Annotated in this window: 13 protein-coding genes; 11 read left to right on the plus strand and 2 right to left on the minus strand. The window is 73.9% G+C overall.

Annotated features, from left to right (window positions below; translation table 11 throughout):
- Window positions 1–121 precede the first annotated feature (121 nt).
- From ACIBK1_RS24145 to ACIBK1_RS24185, 9 genes are read left to right on the plus strand one after another with little or no spacing between them, the layout of a single operon-like run.
- On the plus strand, window positions 122–1,762 hold the full coding sequence (locus tag ACIBK1_RS24145; protein ID WP_396737806.1) for a carbamoyltransferase: 1,641 nt from the start codon (window positions 122–124) through the stop codon (window positions 1,760–1,762).
- Window positions 1,759–2,766, plus strand: coding sequence for a glycosyltransferase family 2 protein (locus tag ACIBK1_RS24150; RefSeq protein WP_396737809.1), 1,008 nt, complete (start codon window positions 1,759–1,761; stop codon window positions 2,764–2,766). Before ACIBK1_RS24145 ends, ACIBK1_RS24150 begins: the two co-directional genes overlap by 4 nt.
- Window positions 2,763–3,803 (plus strand): glycosyltransferase family 9 protein, encoded by a 1,041-nt coding sequence (locus ACIBK1_RS24155; protein ID WP_396737812.1) that lies wholly within the window; start codon window positions 2,763–2,765, stop codon window positions 3,801–3,803. Before ACIBK1_RS24150 ends, ACIBK1_RS24155 begins: the two co-directional genes overlap by 4 nt.
- A complete protein-coding gene (locus ACIBK1_RS24160; protein WP_396737815.1) occupies window positions 3,800–4,993 on the plus strand; it encodes a glycosyltransferase in 1,194 nt (397 codons plus the stop codon). The genes ACIBK1_RS24155 and ACIBK1_RS24160 overlap by 4 nt, the downstream gene beginning before the upstream one ends.
- A gap of 3 nt (window positions 4,994–4,996) precedes the next feature.
- Window positions 4,997–5,548, plus strand: coding sequence for a D-sedoheptulose-7-phosphate isomerase (locus tag ACIBK1_RS24165; RefSeq protein WP_030512289.1), 552 nt, complete (start codon window positions 4,997–4,999; stop codon window positions 5,546–5,548).
- Entirely contained in the window at window positions 5,545–6,957 is a 1,413-nt protein-coding gene (locus ACIBK1_RS24170; protein WP_030512288.1) for a PfkB family carbohydrate kinase, read from the plus strand. Before ACIBK1_RS24165 ends, ACIBK1_RS24170 begins: the two co-directional genes overlap by 4 nt.
- A 32-nt stretch (window positions 6,958–6,989) precedes the next feature.
- Complete coding sequence (locus ACIBK1_RS24175; protein ID WP_030512287.1) at window positions 6,990–7,670, plus strand: SDR family oxidoreductase; 681 nt, start codon at window positions 6,990–6,992, stop codon at window positions 7,668–7,670.
- Complete coding sequence (locus tag ACIBK1_RS24180; protein ID WP_030512286.1) at window positions 7,661–8,608, plus strand: glycosyltransferase family 9 protein; 948 nt, start codon at window positions 7,661–7,663, stop codon at window positions 8,606–8,608. Before ACIBK1_RS24175 ends, ACIBK1_RS24180 begins: the two co-directional genes overlap by 10 nt.
- Window positions 8,605–9,564, plus strand: a complete 960-nt coding sequence (locus tag ACIBK1_RS24185) for a UDP-glucuronic acid decarboxylase family protein (protein ID WP_030512285.1) — start codon at window positions 8,605–8,607, stop codon at window positions 9,562–9,564. Before ACIBK1_RS24180 ends, ACIBK1_RS24185 begins: the two co-directional genes overlap by 4 nt.
- Window positions 9,565–9,699: 135 nt before the next feature.
- Here ACIBK1_RS24185 and ACIBK1_RS24190 read toward each other — a convergent pair whose 3' ends face one another.
- Window positions 9,700–10,200, minus strand: coding sequence for a TetR/AcrR family transcriptional regulator (locus ACIBK1_RS24190; RefSeq protein ID WP_396737819.1), 501 nt, complete (start codon window positions 10,198–10,200; stop codon window positions 9,700–9,702).
- 84 nt (window positions 10,201–10,284) lie between these two features.
- On the opposite strand from ACIBK1_RS24190, the gene ACIBK1_RS24195 reads away from it, so the two are divergent.
- Entirely contained in the window at window positions 10,285–11,193 is a 909-nt protein-coding gene (locus tag ACIBK1_RS24195; protein ID WP_396738023.1) for an oxidoreductase, read from the plus strand.
- A gap of 153 nt (window positions 11,194–11,346) precedes the next feature.
- Window positions 11,347–12,519: an alpha-hydroxy-acid oxidizing protein gene (locus ACIBK1_RS24200; RefSeq protein WP_030512282.1), complete on the plus strand. Its 1,173-nt coding sequence runs from the start codon at window positions 11,347–11,349 to the stop codon at window positions 12,517–12,519.
- Here the strand turns inward: ACIBK1_RS24200 and ACIBK1_RS24205 are convergent.
- Window positions 12,506–15,106: an ATP-binding protein gene (locus ACIBK1_RS24205; RefSeq protein ID WP_396737822.1), complete on the minus strand. Its 2,601-nt coding sequence runs from the start codon at window positions 15,104–15,106 to the stop codon at window positions 12,506–12,508. The genes ACIBK1_RS24200 and ACIBK1_RS24205 overlap by 14 nt on opposite strands.
- Window positions 15,107–15,133 lie beyond the last annotated feature (27 nt).

Below are 15,133 nucleotides of genomic sequence, written 5' to 3' on the forward strand. Positions count from 1 at the left end.
TGACTACTCAGAGTAGTAGTTATTGAGTGCATCCCCCACTCACGTCGACTTCTCTACAAAGGAGTGTTTAGTAGCGCTTCTCTCGGTAACCAGACCTCCACTGCGCAACGGAGGGAAACCGATGCGGTTCTTGGGGATAAATGCGATTTTTCATGATCCAGCCGCCGCGCTGGTCGTGGATGGTGAGGTGATCGCCGCAGCAGAGGAAGAGCGCTTCAGCCGGCGCAAGCACGGCAAGCGCCCGGTTCCTTTCTCCGCCTGGGAACTGCCGGAGCTGGCCGCCGCGTGGTGTCTCGAACAGGCCGGCCTGCGGCCCGAGGACCTCGACGGCGTCGCCTACTCCTACGACCCCGAGCTCGTGGTGCCCGGCGGGCCCGGGCAGGACGGGCACTGGGAGGACCTGCGCACCACCTACGCACGCCGCGCCCCCAACTTCCTGGCCACCGCGCTGCCCGGGCTCGACGCCGCCCAGGTGCGCTTCGTCCCCCACCACATCGCGCACGCCGCGTCGGCCGGGCTGGCCGCGCCCTACCGCGAGTCGGCGGTGCTGGTCTGTGACGGCCGCGGCGAGGCCGTCTCGCACCTGGCCGGGCACTACCGGGACGGCGAGCTGACCGTCCTGGCCAGCCAGGCGCTGCCGCACTCCCTCGGGCTGATGTACGAGGACCTCACCCAGCACCTCGGCTTCCTCCGGTCGAGCGACGAGTACAAGGTGATGGCCCTCGCCTCCTACGGCGAGCCGCGCTTCCTGCGCGAGATGCGCGAGCTCGTCCACCCCACCGGCGACGGCGGCTTCCGGGTCGAGCCGATCGACTGGAGCGTCTACGCCAAGGCGCTCGGCAAGGGCGAGAAGTGGACGGCCGACCACGCCGACCTCGCCGCGAGCGTGCAGATCCGCCTTGAGGAGGTGCTGCTCGACCTCGCCAGGTGGCTGCACGAGCGCACCGGCGCACGCTGTCTCACGATGGCCGGGGGAGTGGCGCTCAACTGCGTGGCCAACACCCGGCTGTTCGCCGAGGGCCCGTTCGAGGAGGTCTGGGTGCAGCCCGCGGCGGGCGACTCGGGCACCGCGCTCGGGGGAGCGCTGCACCTCGCCCAGGCCGGTGGCGACCCCGTCACGCCGATGCCCGGCGCCGACCTCGGGCGAAGCTGGACCGACGAGGAGCTGGGCGCCTGGCTCGACGTCGCGCGCGTGCCGTACGAGCGCCCCGCCGACCTCGCCGCGACCGTCGCCGCCGAACTCGCGGCCGACCGCGTGATCGCCTGGTTCCAGGGGCGCGCCGAATACGGCCCCCGCGCGCTCGGCCGCCGGTCGCTGCTCGCCCACCCCGGCAACCCCCGCAACACCGAGCGGCTCAACGACGTGAAGGGCCGCGAGCAGTTCCGTCCCATCGCCCCGATGGTGCTGGCGGAACGCGCCCCCATGATCTTCGACAGGGGCCCGACGCCGAGCCCGTACATGCTGTTCGTCCACGACGTGCGGCCGGAGTGGCGCGACCGCCTCCCCGCGGTCGTGCACGTCGACGGCACGGCCCGGATCCAGACGGTCGAGCGCGGCCGCGACCCGCTGCTGGCAAGGCTGCTCGAGGAGTTCGAGGCGCGCACCGGGCTGCCTGTGGTGGTCAACACGAGCCTCAACACGGCCGGCCGGCCGATGGTGGACGACCCCCGCGACGCGCTGGAGTGCTTCGGCTCGGCCCCGGTGGACGTGCTCGTCCTCGGTCCGTACGTCGTGCGCAGGGGGGCGGTGTTCGCCGGATGACGACTGAGATGACCCAGGAGACGAACACGGCTCCCACCGGGGAGCCGCACCAAGAAACGGGACAGGCCGTCACGGTCGTCGTCCCGACGATCGGGCGCCCGAGCCTGGCCGCCACGCTCGCCGCCGTCGGTCCCGGCCCTGAGATCGTCGTCGTGGACGACCGGCCGGAGGAGGGCCGCGAGCCGCTGCCGGTGCCCGGCCGCGTGCGCCTGCTCAGGTCGGGCGGGCGCGGCCCGGCCGCCGCGCGCAACGCCGGATGGCGGGCCGCGACGACGCCGTGGGTGGTGTTCCTCGACGACGACGTGGTGCCGGGCCCCGGCTGGGTCCGCGCGCTGACGGACGACCTCGCCCGCCTGCCTGGGAACGTCGGCGGGAGCCAGGGACGGCTGGAGGTGCCGCTGCCGCCGGGCCGCCGCCCGACCGACGCGGAGCGCAACACCGCCGGGCTGGCCGACGCCGACTGGATCACCGCCGACATGGCCTACCGCAGGACCGCCCTGGAGGCGACCGGCGGCTTCGACGAGCGTTTCCCCGGCGCCTACCGGGAGGACGCCGACCTCGCGCTGCGGGTCGAGCGGGCCGGGTTCGCGCTGGTGAAGGGCGAACGCCTGACCCGCCACCCGATGCGCGACGACGGCTTCTGGTCCAGCGTGCGCTTCCAGCGCGGCAACGCGTCCGACGCGCTCATGCGGCGCGTGCACGGCCGCGACTGGCGGGCGGCCATCGGCGGCCACGGCGGCCGGCTCAAGCGGCACGCCCTCACCACCGGCATGGGCCTGCTCGCGCTCACGCTCGCCGCCGGCGGGGGGCGGCGACTGGCCGCCGCGGCGGGACTGGCCTGGCTCGGCCTCTCCGCCGAGTTCGCCTGGGCGCGCATCGCCCCGGGCCCGCGTACGCCGGAGGAGGTCGCGCGCATGGCCGTGACCAGCCTGGTCATCCCTCCGGTGGCCTGCGCGCACCGGATCAGAGGCGAGGTGAAGGCACGGACGGGGAGGCGCTCGTGATCGGGACCGCTCTGGTGGTGCGGCCCGACAACGCGGGGGACGTGCTGCTCGCGGGGCCCGCCGTGCGCGCCGTCGCCGCCGGGGCGCGGGAGGTCGTGATGCTCGCCGGTCCGTACGGCAGGGCCGCGGCCGAACTGCTGCCCGGCGTCGACCGCGTGCTGGAATGGCGTGCCCCGTGGATCGACCCCGACCGGATCCCGATGACCTCCGAGCACGCGGCCCGCCTGGTCGAGCAGGTTCGCGCCGTCGGCCCGGACGCGGCCGTCGTCTTCACGTCCTTCCACCAGTCGGCGCTGCCGACGGCCCTGCTGCTCCGGCTGGCCGGAGTGCCGCGGATCGCCGCGATCAGCGAGGACTACCCCGGCTCACTGCTCGACGTGCGGCACGTCGTGGACGAGAGCGTGGACCTCCCCGAGCCGGAGCGGATGCTCGGCCTCGCGCGCGCCGCCGGCTTCGAGCTTCCGCTGGGCGACGACGGGCGGCTCGCCGTGCGTGGTCCGCTGCCGGACGTGGAGCACCTCACCGGCCCGCCCGGTTATGTGGTGGTGCATCCCGGCACGACCGCGCCGGCCAGGGCGTGGCCCGCCGAGCGGTGGGCGGAGGCGGTCGAGGCGCTGCTGGCCGCGGGTGAGCGGGTCGTCGTCACCGGCAGCCCGGGAGAGCGCGCGCTGACCGCGCTCGTCTCCGGCCCCGCGCTCGATCTGGGCGGGGCGACCACGTTCGCGGAGCTCGCCGGCGTGCTGGCCGGGGCGTCGGCGGTGGTCGCCGCCAACACCGGCCCCGCCCACCTCGCGGCGGCCGTCGGCACGCCCGTGGTCAGCCTGTTCGCGCCGGTCGTGCCCGCCGCCCGCTGGGCGCCGTACGGCGTGCCCACGGTGGTGCTCGGCGACCAGGACGCCCCCTGCCGGGGAAGCAGGGCGCGCGTCTGCCCCGTGCCCGGGCACCCGTGCCTGGCCACGGTCGGCGGCGAGCAGGTGGTCGCCGCGGTGCGCCGCCTCATCCCCGCCGAAGAGGCGGTGAAGGAGAGGGTGCCATGAGGATCGCCCTGGTGTCGGAGCACGCCAGCCCGCTGGCGACCCTCGGCGGTGTGGACGCCGGCGGGCAGAACGTGCACGTCGCGGCCCTGGCACTGGCCCTGGCCGAACGGGGCAACGAGGTCGTCGTGCACACCCGGCGGACCTGCCCCGGCCAGCCGGACGTCGTCCCGATGGCGCCCGGCGTCACCGTCGAGCACGTGCCGGCCGGCCCGGCGGAACCGCTGCCCAAGGACGAGCTGCTGCCGCACATGCCGGAGTTCGGGGCGCACCTGGCCCGCAGGTGGAAGGCCGAGCCGCCCGACGTGGCGCACGCGCACTTCTGGATGAGCGGGCTGGCCACGCTGACGGCGGCGGAGCCTCTTGAGATCCCGGTCGTGCAGACCTACCACGCGCTCGGCACCGTGAAGCGGCGCTGGCAGGGCGAGGCCGACACCAGCCCGCCGAGCCGGCTCGCGATCGAGCGCGACATCGGCCACCGGGCGGTCGCGGTCGTCGCGACCTGCTCCGACGAGGTGGGCGAACTGGTCACGATGGGCGTGCCGCGCGACCGGATCGCGGTCGTGCCGTGCGGCGTCGACCTCGGCGTGTTCCGCCCGGACGGCCCGGCCGCCCCGCGCGGCGACCGGCCCCGGGTGCTGAGCATCGGCCGCATGGTGCCCCGCAAGGGGGTGGACACCGTCGTCCGGGCGATGCGGCACGTGCCCGGCGCCGAGCTCGTCATCGCGGGCGGCGACCCGGGCGACGAGGAGAGCACGCGGCTGCGCGCGCTGGCCGACGGCCTCGGCGTCGGCGACCGGGTCCGGCTGATCGGCAGCGTGAGCCGGGCCGGCGTGCCGGCCCTCATGCGCTCCGCGGACGTTCTGGTGACCGTCCCCTGGTACGAGCCGTTCGGCATGGTGCCCCTGGAGGCCCTGGCCTGCGGGGTGCCGGTGGTCGCTTCCGCGGTCGGCGGCCACCTCGACACCGTCGCGGGATGCGGCGTGCTCGTGCCGCCCCGGCGGCCGCGCGCGCTGTCCCGCGCGCTCTGCGATCTGCTGACCCGGCCCGGACTGCGGGCGGCGCTGTCGGCCGCCGGAGCCCGGCGGGCCCGCGCCCGTTACGGCTGGCCGAGGATCGCCGAGCAGACCGAGTCCGTGTACCGAAACCTGGCCGGCGGGTGCCTGGGCACCCTCGCCGCCGCGGGAGGCTGAGCGATGCATCCTCACCTGGCCCGGCTGAGCACCGCGCTGACGGCGGTGGACCCGGAGACACCCAAGATCCACGCCTGGGGCTACAAGCTCGCGGCGGTGCTGAGCGGCGGCGGGCGGCTGCTCGCCTGCGGCAACGGCGGCTCCGCCGCCGAGGCGCAGCACCTGACCGCCGAACTGGTCGGGCGCTACCGCGCCGACCGGCGGCCGTACGCCGCGATCCCGCTGCACGGCGACACCTCGTCGCTGACCGCCATCGGCAACGACTTCGGCATGGCCGAGCTGTACGCGCGGCAGGTGCGGGCGCACGGCCGCCCCGGCGACGTGCTGATGTGCCTGTCGACCAGCGGGACGAGCCGCAACGTGACCGAGGCGGCCGAGGCCGGCCGCGAGTGCGGCCTGACGACCTGGGCGCTGACCGGCCCCGGGCCGAACCCGCTCGCCGAGCTGTGCGACGAGGCCCTGACCGTGCCCGCGGACGACACCGCGACCATCCAGGAGGTGCATCTCACGGTGATCCACATGCTCTGTGACGTGATTGAGAAGGCGGTCGCGTGAGCGGACCACTCGTCATCGTCGGAGACTCCCTGCTCGACGTCGACGTCGAGGGCACCGCCGACCGGCTGTGCCCCGACGCCCCCGTTCCCGTCGTGGAGGGGCAGGCGGAGCACCACCGGCCGGGCGGCGCGGGGCTCGCGGCGCTGCTGGCCGCCCGCGACGGCACGCGGGTGGTGCTGATCACCGCTCTGGGCGACGACCCCTCGGGCCGGTGCCTGGAGGACCTGCTGTCGCCCACGGTCGAGATCGTGCGGCTGCCGCTGCGCGGCACGACCGTGCGCAAGGCGCGGGTCCGCGCCCGCGGGCAGACGCTGGTCAGGATCGACACCGGCGACGGGCGGGCGATGGGCCGGCCCGGCCAGATCGCCTCCGCCTCCGCGTTCGCCCGCGCGGCCGACGCCCTCGCCGCGGCGAGCGCGGTCCTGGTCGCCGACTACGGGCGCGGGGTGGCCGACCTGATGCGCGAGCCGCTGCGCGGCCTCGACGTCCCGCTGGTCTGGGACCCCCATCCCCGGGGGTCGCTGCCCGTGCGGGGATGCGCGCTGGTCACGCCCAGCGAGGCCGAGGCCCGCGGCATGTGCGAGGAGCCGTACGTCTCCCCGGAGCGCACCGCCCGCAGGCTGGTGCGCGACCTCGACGCCGAGGCCGTCGCGATCACACTGGGGGAGCGCGGGGCGATGCTGGCCCGGCGCGGCGGCAGGTTCGGGCCGGTCCCCGTCCCGCACGCCGCGTCCGGCACGGACGCCTGCGGCGCGGGCGACCGCTTCGCCGCGGCGGCGGCGCTCGCCCTCGCGGACGGCGCGTCCACCGAGGACGCCGTCGCCCGTGCGGTCGGCGAGGCGACCAGGTTCGTGGAGGAGGGCGGGGCCGCCGCACTGCGCCTGCACCATTCCGGGCAGCACCGGCCCGGCCGGCACTGTCCCGCCGCCGAGCCGCCGGTGCCGTTCGCGCCCGGCGCGTCCGCCTTCGAGGTGGCCGCCGCCGTACGCGCCGCGGGGGGCCGCCTGATCGCGACCGGCGGGTGTTTCGACCTGCTGCACGCCGGTCATGTGAGCCTGCTGCGGCGGGCCCGGGCCTTAGGCGACGCCCTGGTGGTCTGCGTGAACTCCGATGACTCGATCCGGCGGCTCAAGGGGCCGAGCAGGCCGCTGGTGAGCGAGCGCGACCGGGTCGAGGTGCTGCGCGCGCTCGGCTGCGTGGACGCGGTGACGGTCTTCGGCGAGGACACGCCGTCGCAGGTCATCGAGCGCCTGTGCCCGGACGTGTGGGTGAAGGGCGGCGACTACGACGAGCGGTCGATGCCGGAGGCCGAGGCCGTGCGCCGGGCCGGCGGGGAGGTCGTCATCCTGCCGACCGTGCCCGGCTACTCCACCACCGGACTGATCGCCGCCGCCCGAGCCGCTTCGTGACTTCGGCCGCCTATCGAAAGGGATCGACCTCAATGGTGGGAAACGTATTGATCACCGGTGGCGCGTCCGGCCTGGGCCGGGCCACCGCCATGGCGGTCGCCAAGGCCGGCGGACGGCCCCTGGTCGTGGACGTCGACGAGCCGGACGGCGGGTTCGACCATGTGCGGGCCGACCTGGCCGACCGCGAGCAGGCCGAGCGGGCCGTACGCGAGCTCGCCGGCCGGGCGGGCGGGTTCGACGGCGTCGTGACGGCGGCGGGCGTGGACGCCTGCGGACGGCTGGAGGACGTGGCCGCCGAGCAGTGGGAACGGGTGATCGGGGTCAACCTGCTCGGGACCGCCGCGGTGGTCCGGGCGGCCCTGCCCTACCTGCGCCGGTCGGGTGGCAAGGTCGTCACCGTCGCCTCCACGCTCGGGGTGCGGGCGCTCAGCGACGCGACGGCCTACTGCGCCTCGAAGTTCGGCGTCGTGGGGTTCACCCGGGCCCTGGCGGCCGAACTGGCGGGGCAGGTGGGGGTGACCCTGCTGATCCCCGGCGGCATGCAGACGAACTTCTTCAACGACCGTCCCGACCAGTACAAGCCCGGCCCCGACACCCGGCTGAACCAGCCGGAGGACGTCGCCTCGGCGATCCTTTTCGCGCTCGGCCAGCCGCAGGGCTGCGAGGTCAGGGAGCTGGTCGTGTGCGCCTCAACGGAGACGTCATGGCCCTAGAAGATCCGCGAAGACCGGTGCTGCTCGCCCTGCGCGGGCTCGGGCTCGGCGACCTGCTCGCCTCGGTGCCCGCCCTGCGCGCGCTGCGGAGGGCGCACCCGGAGCACCGCTTCGTGCTCGCCGCCCCGGCCTACCTCGGCGGGCTGCTGCCGCTGGTCGGCGGCGTCGACGAGCTGCTCGACGTGTCCGGCCCCGGGCCGGTGCCGTACGAGTCTCCGGACGTCGCGGTCAACCTGCACGGCAGCGGCCCGGAGAGCATCCAGGCGCTGCGCCGCACCCGGCCGGGCCGCCTGCTCACGCACGCCCACCACCTGGTGCCGGGTTCGGACGGGCCGCCCTGGGAGCCGGAGACGCACGAGAGGCGGCGGTGGTGCTCCCTGCTGGAGTGGTACGGCATCGTGGCCGACCCGGAGGACCTCGCGCTGGGCGACCCGGGGCCGAGCCCGCTCGCCGGCGGCGAGGTGATCATCCATCCCGGGGCGGCGTTCCGGGCGCGGCAGTGGCCGCCGGACCGCTTCGCCCGGGTGGCGGCCGATCTGGCCGGCCAGGGCCACCGGGTCGTCCTCACCGGCAGCGTGACCGAGATCGCGCTCGCCCGGCACGTCGCCCAGCTCGCCGACCTGCCGGAGGAGTCCGTGCTGGCCGGCCGTACGAACCTGCCCGAGCTCGCCGCGCTGACGGCGCACGCGGCGCTCGTCGTCTGCGGCGACACGGGCATGTCGCACCTGGCCGTCGCCGTCGGCACGCCGTCGGTCATCCTGTACGGCCCGGTGCCGCCCGCGCTGTGGGGGCCGCCGCCGGACCGCCCGCACATCGCGTTGTGGGCAGGGCGCAGGGGCGACCCGCACGGCGACCGGCCATCGGAGGGGCTGCTCGAAATCGGGGTGCCCGAGGTGCTCGACGCGGTCAGGAAGTTGCGAGGAGTGGGTGTGCGGTGAAGGGATCCCGTGTCGTGGTCACCGGGGGAGCCGGGTTCCTCGGCTCCTATCTGTGCGAACGGTTCGTGGAGCGCGGTGCGGCGGTCGTCTGCCTGGACAACTTCCTCACCGGGTCGCCACGCAACGTGGAGCACCTGATCGGGCGGCCGGCGTTCCGGCTCGTGGAGTGCGACCTCACCGGGTTCGTCCATGTGCCGGGCCAGGTCGACCTGGTGCTGCACTTCGCCTCGGCCGCGTCCCCCGCCGACTATCTGCGCCATCCGATCGAGACGCTCAAGGTCGGCAGCATGGGGACGCTGCACGCCCTCGGGCTCGCCGCCGAGAAGGGCGCGCGGTTCGTCCTCGCCTCCACGAGCGAGGTGTACGGCGACCCATTGGAACACCCCCAGAAGGAGACCTACTGGGGCAACGTGAACCCGGTCGGGCCGCGCAGCGTGTACGACGAGGCCAAGCGGTTCGCCGAGTCGCTGACCACGGCCTACCGCAACGCGCGCGGTGCCGACACCGGCATCGTGCGGATCTTCAACACGTACGGCCCGCGGATGCGGCCTTACGACGGCCGGGCGATCCCCACGTTCATCCGCCAGGCGCTGCTGGGCGAGCCGATCACCGTGACCGGCGACGGCAGCCAGACGCGGTCGATCTGCTACGTCGACGACACGATCGACGGCGTGCTCGCGCTGGCGGACAGCGACTTCGCCGGGCCGGTGAACATCGGCAACCCGGCCGAGATGTCGATGGCGGAGCTGGCGGAGACGATCCGCGACCTCGCGCGCTCGTCCTCACCGATCCGGTTCGTCGAGCGGCCGGTGGACGACCCCGCCGTCCGCCGTCCCGACACCTCGCTCGCCGAGGAGCGGCTCGGCTGGCGTCCGCGGATCGACCCCGTCACCGGCCTGCGCCGCACGATCGACTGGTTCGAGAAGGCGCTCACGACCTACCCCGTCGCCTCCTGAGACCGCCGCTTGCGGGCTTTTATGTTTCTCGTCGCTCGGACGAGCCGTCAGTTGCCGACACCCCGCTGCCCGTGCTTGGCACCCCCGCTCGGAGGTGGGGGTGCCGCCCGCGCCTGGCCGCCGATGCCGCTGGCGTCAAGGGCGTAGGCCGTCGACGACGACCCGGACGAGGTCGGTGTCACCGCGGTGTCTGGCGGTGGCGACGCAGCCGACGATGAGGGCTTGAAGGTCGTCGGGTGTGATGTCTGAGCGGATGGTTCTGGCTGTCTGCGCCTTCTGGAGGAGTTCGGCGAAGGCGGTGTTGAGGGCTGCGTCGGCGTCGGCGGGGATCTGGTAGCCGCCGCTGGCCAGCGCGTCGGCGATGGCGCGGTTGGCGAGGCCGGCCTCCACCATGAACGCGAAGAACGCGGTGAAGTCGATGCCGGAGCGGGCCTTGTCAGTCATGGCGTGGATGCGGTCGAGCACGACGGCCTCGATGAGTGATTCCTTTGTGGGAAAGTGCCGATATACGGTGCCGGCGCCGACGCCGGCGCGGCGGGCGATCTCGTCGATGGGTACGCCGACGCCTTCGGCGGCGAGTACGTCGTAGGCGGTGTCAAGGATGCGTTGGCGGTTGCGGCGAGCGTCGGCGCGCAAGGGTTCCTCCTGAAGACATCGACAAGCGGGGCGGGCGTTCCGTATATTCGAAACGGGGCGATCGTTCCGAAAATAGGAGACGCCATGTGGAGTGCGCGAGACATCCCACCGCTCGACGACACGATCGCGTTGGTGACCGGCGCCACCGCCGGCATCGGGCTGGAGACGGCGAAGGCCCTGGCAGCCCGGGGCGCACACGTCGTCCTCGGAGCCCGCGATCCCGCACGGGGCAGGGACGCCGTGCGCGGGTTACCCGGCCCCGGCAGCGTGCTCGCCCTTGACCTGGCATCCCTCAGATCCGTGCGGCGGGCGGCAACCGAGTTCCACCAGCGGTTCGACCGGCTCGACATCCTGGTCAACAACGCCGGCCTCTGGTGGCAGCCGGCCCGCCTCACCGAAGATGGCTTCGAGTCACAAATGGGCGTCAACCATCTCGGCCACTTCGCGCTGACCGGCCTCCTCCTCGACCTGCTCGAACGATCGCCGAACGGCCGGGTGGTCACGGTCAGCAGCAAGGCGGCGAGCGCAGGCTCCGTCACGAACCTCGACCCCGGCAGCCTCGACCGGTACCGGCCGACGACCGCCTACAACGCCTCGAAGCTCGCCAATCTGCTCTTCGCCTTCGAACTCCAGCACCGGCTCATCGCGGCCGGTTGCTCCACGATCAGCCTCGCGGCGCATCCGGGCGGTGCGCGCACCGAATTGTTCCGGGACGCTTCGCCAGGGTTCCGGCTGATCAACGCGACGATCGGATGGTTGCTCACCCAGTCGGCTCAGCGGGGTGCTCTGCCGGTGCTACGGGCCGCTACCGACCTACACGCCACCGGCGGCGAGTACTACGGGCCAGGCGGTCCGGGGCAGTTCAAGGGCGCCCCGAAGCCGCAACGGGCGCCGGCCCGCGCCTGCGACCCGGTGGAGCGGCGTCGACTCTGGACGATATCCGAGCAATCGACAGGCGTGCCCTATTCACGACTCACCGAATCATCTGTCTGAACACCGGCTCGGACAGCTCTCGGGAGTCGGACCGCAACCCCGACGACTGGTTCGTCCAGAACCGCCGGCGGGGCCCGGCTCTTTTCCGCATACTTGGCCGTCGTTTGGCCGCCGGGCTCGGGTAGCGCACCCTGCCAGGGGTAACGCGCACGTATGAGTTTCGCGAAGTACCAGGACGAGCTGTACGCCCAGGGACAGACCGGCCATCAACCGCCCTATCCGATGACCTTCGCGGAGCTGGAAGAAAGGGCGTCCGCCGCGATGCGGCCGAAGGTCTGGGACTATGTGGCCGGCGGCGCCGGTGACGAGCACACCCAGCGAGCCAACTGCGAGGCGTTCACACACTGGGGCCTGTATCCGCGCATGCTGGTCGCTCCCGCCGAGCGCGACATGTCGATCGAGTTGTTCGGGACGCGGCTGCCCTCGCCGGTGTTCATGGCGCCCATCGGGGTGATCGGGGTGTGCGCCCAGGACGAGCACGGCGACCTCGCATGCGCCCGAGCCTCCGCTCGTACGCACGTTCCGTTCTTCGCGGCGACGCTGTCCGCGGACCCCATGGAGGACGTGGCCGCGGCGCTCGGTGACACGCCCGGCTTCTTCCAGCTCTACACGCCGCCCGATCGGGACCTGGCCGCGAGCCTGGTGCACCGGGCCGAAGCGGTGGGCTTCAAGGGCATCGCCGTCACCCTGGACACCTGGGTCACCGGCTGGCGGCCCCGCGACCTGCGCGCATCGAACTATCCGCAGGTGCCGAGCGGATGCCTGAGCAACTACACCAGTGACCCCGTGTTCCGGCAGGGACTGCGTCCCGGCGAGGACGCCACCGAGGCGTTCGTGCGCAGACTGCCGATCTTCGGCGGACCGTTCAGGTGGGACGACCTGGACTGGCTGCGGTCGCAGACCGGGCTGCCGCTGATGCTGAAAGGCATCTGCCATCCCGAGGACGTCCGTCGCGCCAAGGACCACGGCGCGGACGCCGTCTACTGTTCCAACCACGGCGGACGGCAGGCCAACGGAGGACTGCCCGCCCTGGAGTGCCTGCCCGGCGTGGTCGAGGCCGCCGACGGGCTGCCGGTCCTGTTCGACTCGGGTGTGCGCAGCGGCGCCGATGTTGTCAAGGCGCTGGCGCTGGGCGCCACGGCGGTGGGGATCGGCCGCCCGTACGCGTACGCGCTGGCGGTCGGCGGCGTCGACGGCGTCGTGCACGTGCTGCGCTCGATACTGGCCGAGGCGGACCTCATCATGGCCGTCGACGGATATCCCACCCTCAAGGACCTCACGCCCGAGGCGCTGCGCCGCGTGGGAGGCGGCGTCACGGCGTCGTGAGGAGAGGTGGTTCGTCGAGCGGCACGAGCCGCAGCGCCGCCGCCGGCGACAGACGCTCACCTCGACGGTGGGCGCTGTCGAAGGGCCCGGCGCCGAGGATCCGTACGAGAGCGTGGCGCAGTTCCTGGTGGTCGGGTGGTCGCCGGGGGCGCATGTGCGCGCCGGCCGCCTCGCGCACGCTGTGCGCCGTGCCGAGAAGCACGGCGGCGCTGCGGGGGCGCCGCTGCGCGGCGTACACGGCCGCAAGGGCCTCGATCGCCGACACGAGCACGAACGACTGGCCGGCGAGCGCGATGGCCTCGACACTGGCGCGCAACAGCTCTTCGGCCCGGGCCGGCTCCTGCTTCTCGTACGCCCGCTGACCGAGCATGTGCAGCGCCCGGCCCGTGCAGCGGCGGTCACCGAGCCGGCGAAGGGTGGGCAGGCACTCGGTCATGAGCTCGGCGGCCCGGTCGTGATCGCCGCGCAGCCACGCCAGCTGCGCGAAACCGACCGCCGCGTGGGCCATGTCCGCCTCGCTGCCCGCGGCCTCGGCCAGGGCGTGGCTCTCGCCGAGCCACTCCTGCACCTCGTCGTCGGCGACGCCGGCGGCCATCGACCGTTGCGCCATGATGTACAAGGTGTTGGCCGCGCATATCTGGTCGCCGGCCCTGCGGAAGAACGCCGCGCTGTCCCGTCCCCACTGGAGCGCCCGATCCAGGTCGGCGGTGGTGATCGCGAGGCCCTGCATCGTCAGCGCGCTGTCCCACGGATGCTCGTCGCCGAACCCGGCGAGCGCCTCCCGCAACGCCGGGGCGACCAGCTCCGGCCGGATCCAGGTCGCGCTCGTCCCGACCGCGCGTGCCGCCCTGGCACGGGTGAGACCGTCGAGGCCGGCAGCCAGGCTCGCCGCCTTGCGGGCCAGGTCGAACGCGGCGCGAGCGTCCCGGGAGTCGAGGATCAGGCAGGCCTCGGTGAGCCCGGCGACGACGGCGGGCGTGGCGGGCGGGTCGGCGACGGCCAGTGCCTGCCTGACCCACGTGTGGGCGTCGCGGCGCCGTCCGGTGACGTCCCAGAACCGCTGCAGCGCGGCGATCAGCCGCCATGCGGACTCGACGTCGCCGGTGCTGACGGCGTGTGCCAGCGCGGCGTGCAGATTCGGCTGCTCTGTGGTCATGCGGTCGAGCCAGACGCGCTGCTCCGAGGTGCGTAATCGCTCGGCGGCCTGTTCGGCGAAGGCGAGGTAGTGGGCGGCGTGACGGCCCCTCGCGTCCGGTTCACGACCCGAGCCCGCCAGCCGGTGGGCGGCGTACGCGCGGATCGTCTCGAGCAGCCGGTAGCGCCCGGTGCCGCGCCCTGCGGTGGAGACGAGCGACTTGTCCACCAGCCTGGGCAGCAGCGTGATCACGGCTTCGCCGCCGAGATCCTCGCCTCCGCAGGCCGACTCGATGGCCGCCAGGTCGAAGTCGGCGGGGAACACGCCGAGCCGCTCGAACAAGGCTCGCTCGCCGTCGTCCAGCAGCCGGTAGCTCCAGTCGATGGTGCTGCGCAGGGCGCGGTGCCGCGGCGGGGCCGTACGGGCTCCGGCGGACAGCAGCTCGAAACGCCGGTCGAGGCGCTCCACGAGCTCCAGCGGCCCGAACGTGCGCAGCCGCGACGCGGCCAGTTCGATGGCCAGCGGCAGCCCGTCGAGGCGCCGGCACAGCGCCGCGACGGCCGGGGCGACGGCGTCGGTGAGGGCGAAGCCGGGTGACGCGGCCGCCGCCCGGTCGACGAACAGGCGTACGGCGTCGTAGTGCGCGATGCTCTCGGCCCGCTCGGACGCGTCCGGAGCGGGCAGGGGCAGCGCCGGCACCTGGTAGGCGACCTCGCCGGGGATGCCGAGCGGTTCGCGGCTGGTGGCGAGCACCCGCAGCGCGCCGCCGGCGCCGAGCAGGTCGGCGACGATCTCGGCGGCCTCCGCGACGACGTGCTCGCAGTTGTCCGCGAGCAGCAGGCAACCGGAAACCGCGGCGACCTCCCGCATGATGTCGCGTAGCGGCCATCCCGGCTCCGGCACGACGCCCAGCGCCCGGGCGAAGGTGTCACCGACGGACTCCGGCTCCACCGGAGCGAGATCGGCCATCCGGACGCCTCCCGGGAACCGGTCGGCGAGGGCCGTGGCCCCTGCGGATTCGGCCCCTGCGGATTCGGCCCCTGCGGATTCGGCCCCTGCGGATTCGGCTACGTGGAGCGCGAGCCGGGTCTTGCCCACGCCCCCCGGACCGATGAGTGTGACGAGACGATGGGAGCCGAGCAGCGCGAGGAGTTCGCTCGTCTCCTCCGCCCGGCCGACGAGGGTGGTCAGGGGGGCGGGCAGCGCGGAGCCGGCCCGCGCGGAACGTCGCAGTCGCGCACCCGTCGCGGCCAGCGCCGCCCGATCCGGGGCGTCGAGCTTGCGCAGCAGGGCGGCGATGTGGCTCTCCACGGTGCGCACCGAGACGTGCAGCCGTTCGGCGATCTCGCGATTGCGCAGCCGTTCCGCGACCGCCCAGAGAACCTCGGCCTCGCGTACGGTGACCCCGGCGTGGACCAGCCGATCGGGCAGGCCGCCCTCGTGGTACCTCATCCCCGCATTGTCCTTCGGCACGGGCGC

The sequence above is a fragment of the Microbispora rosea genome (genome assembly GCF_044460045.1).
GTDB classification, from domain to species: Bacteria; Actinomycetota; Actinomycetes; order Streptosporangiales; family Streptosporangiaceae; genus Microbispora; species Microbispora rosea.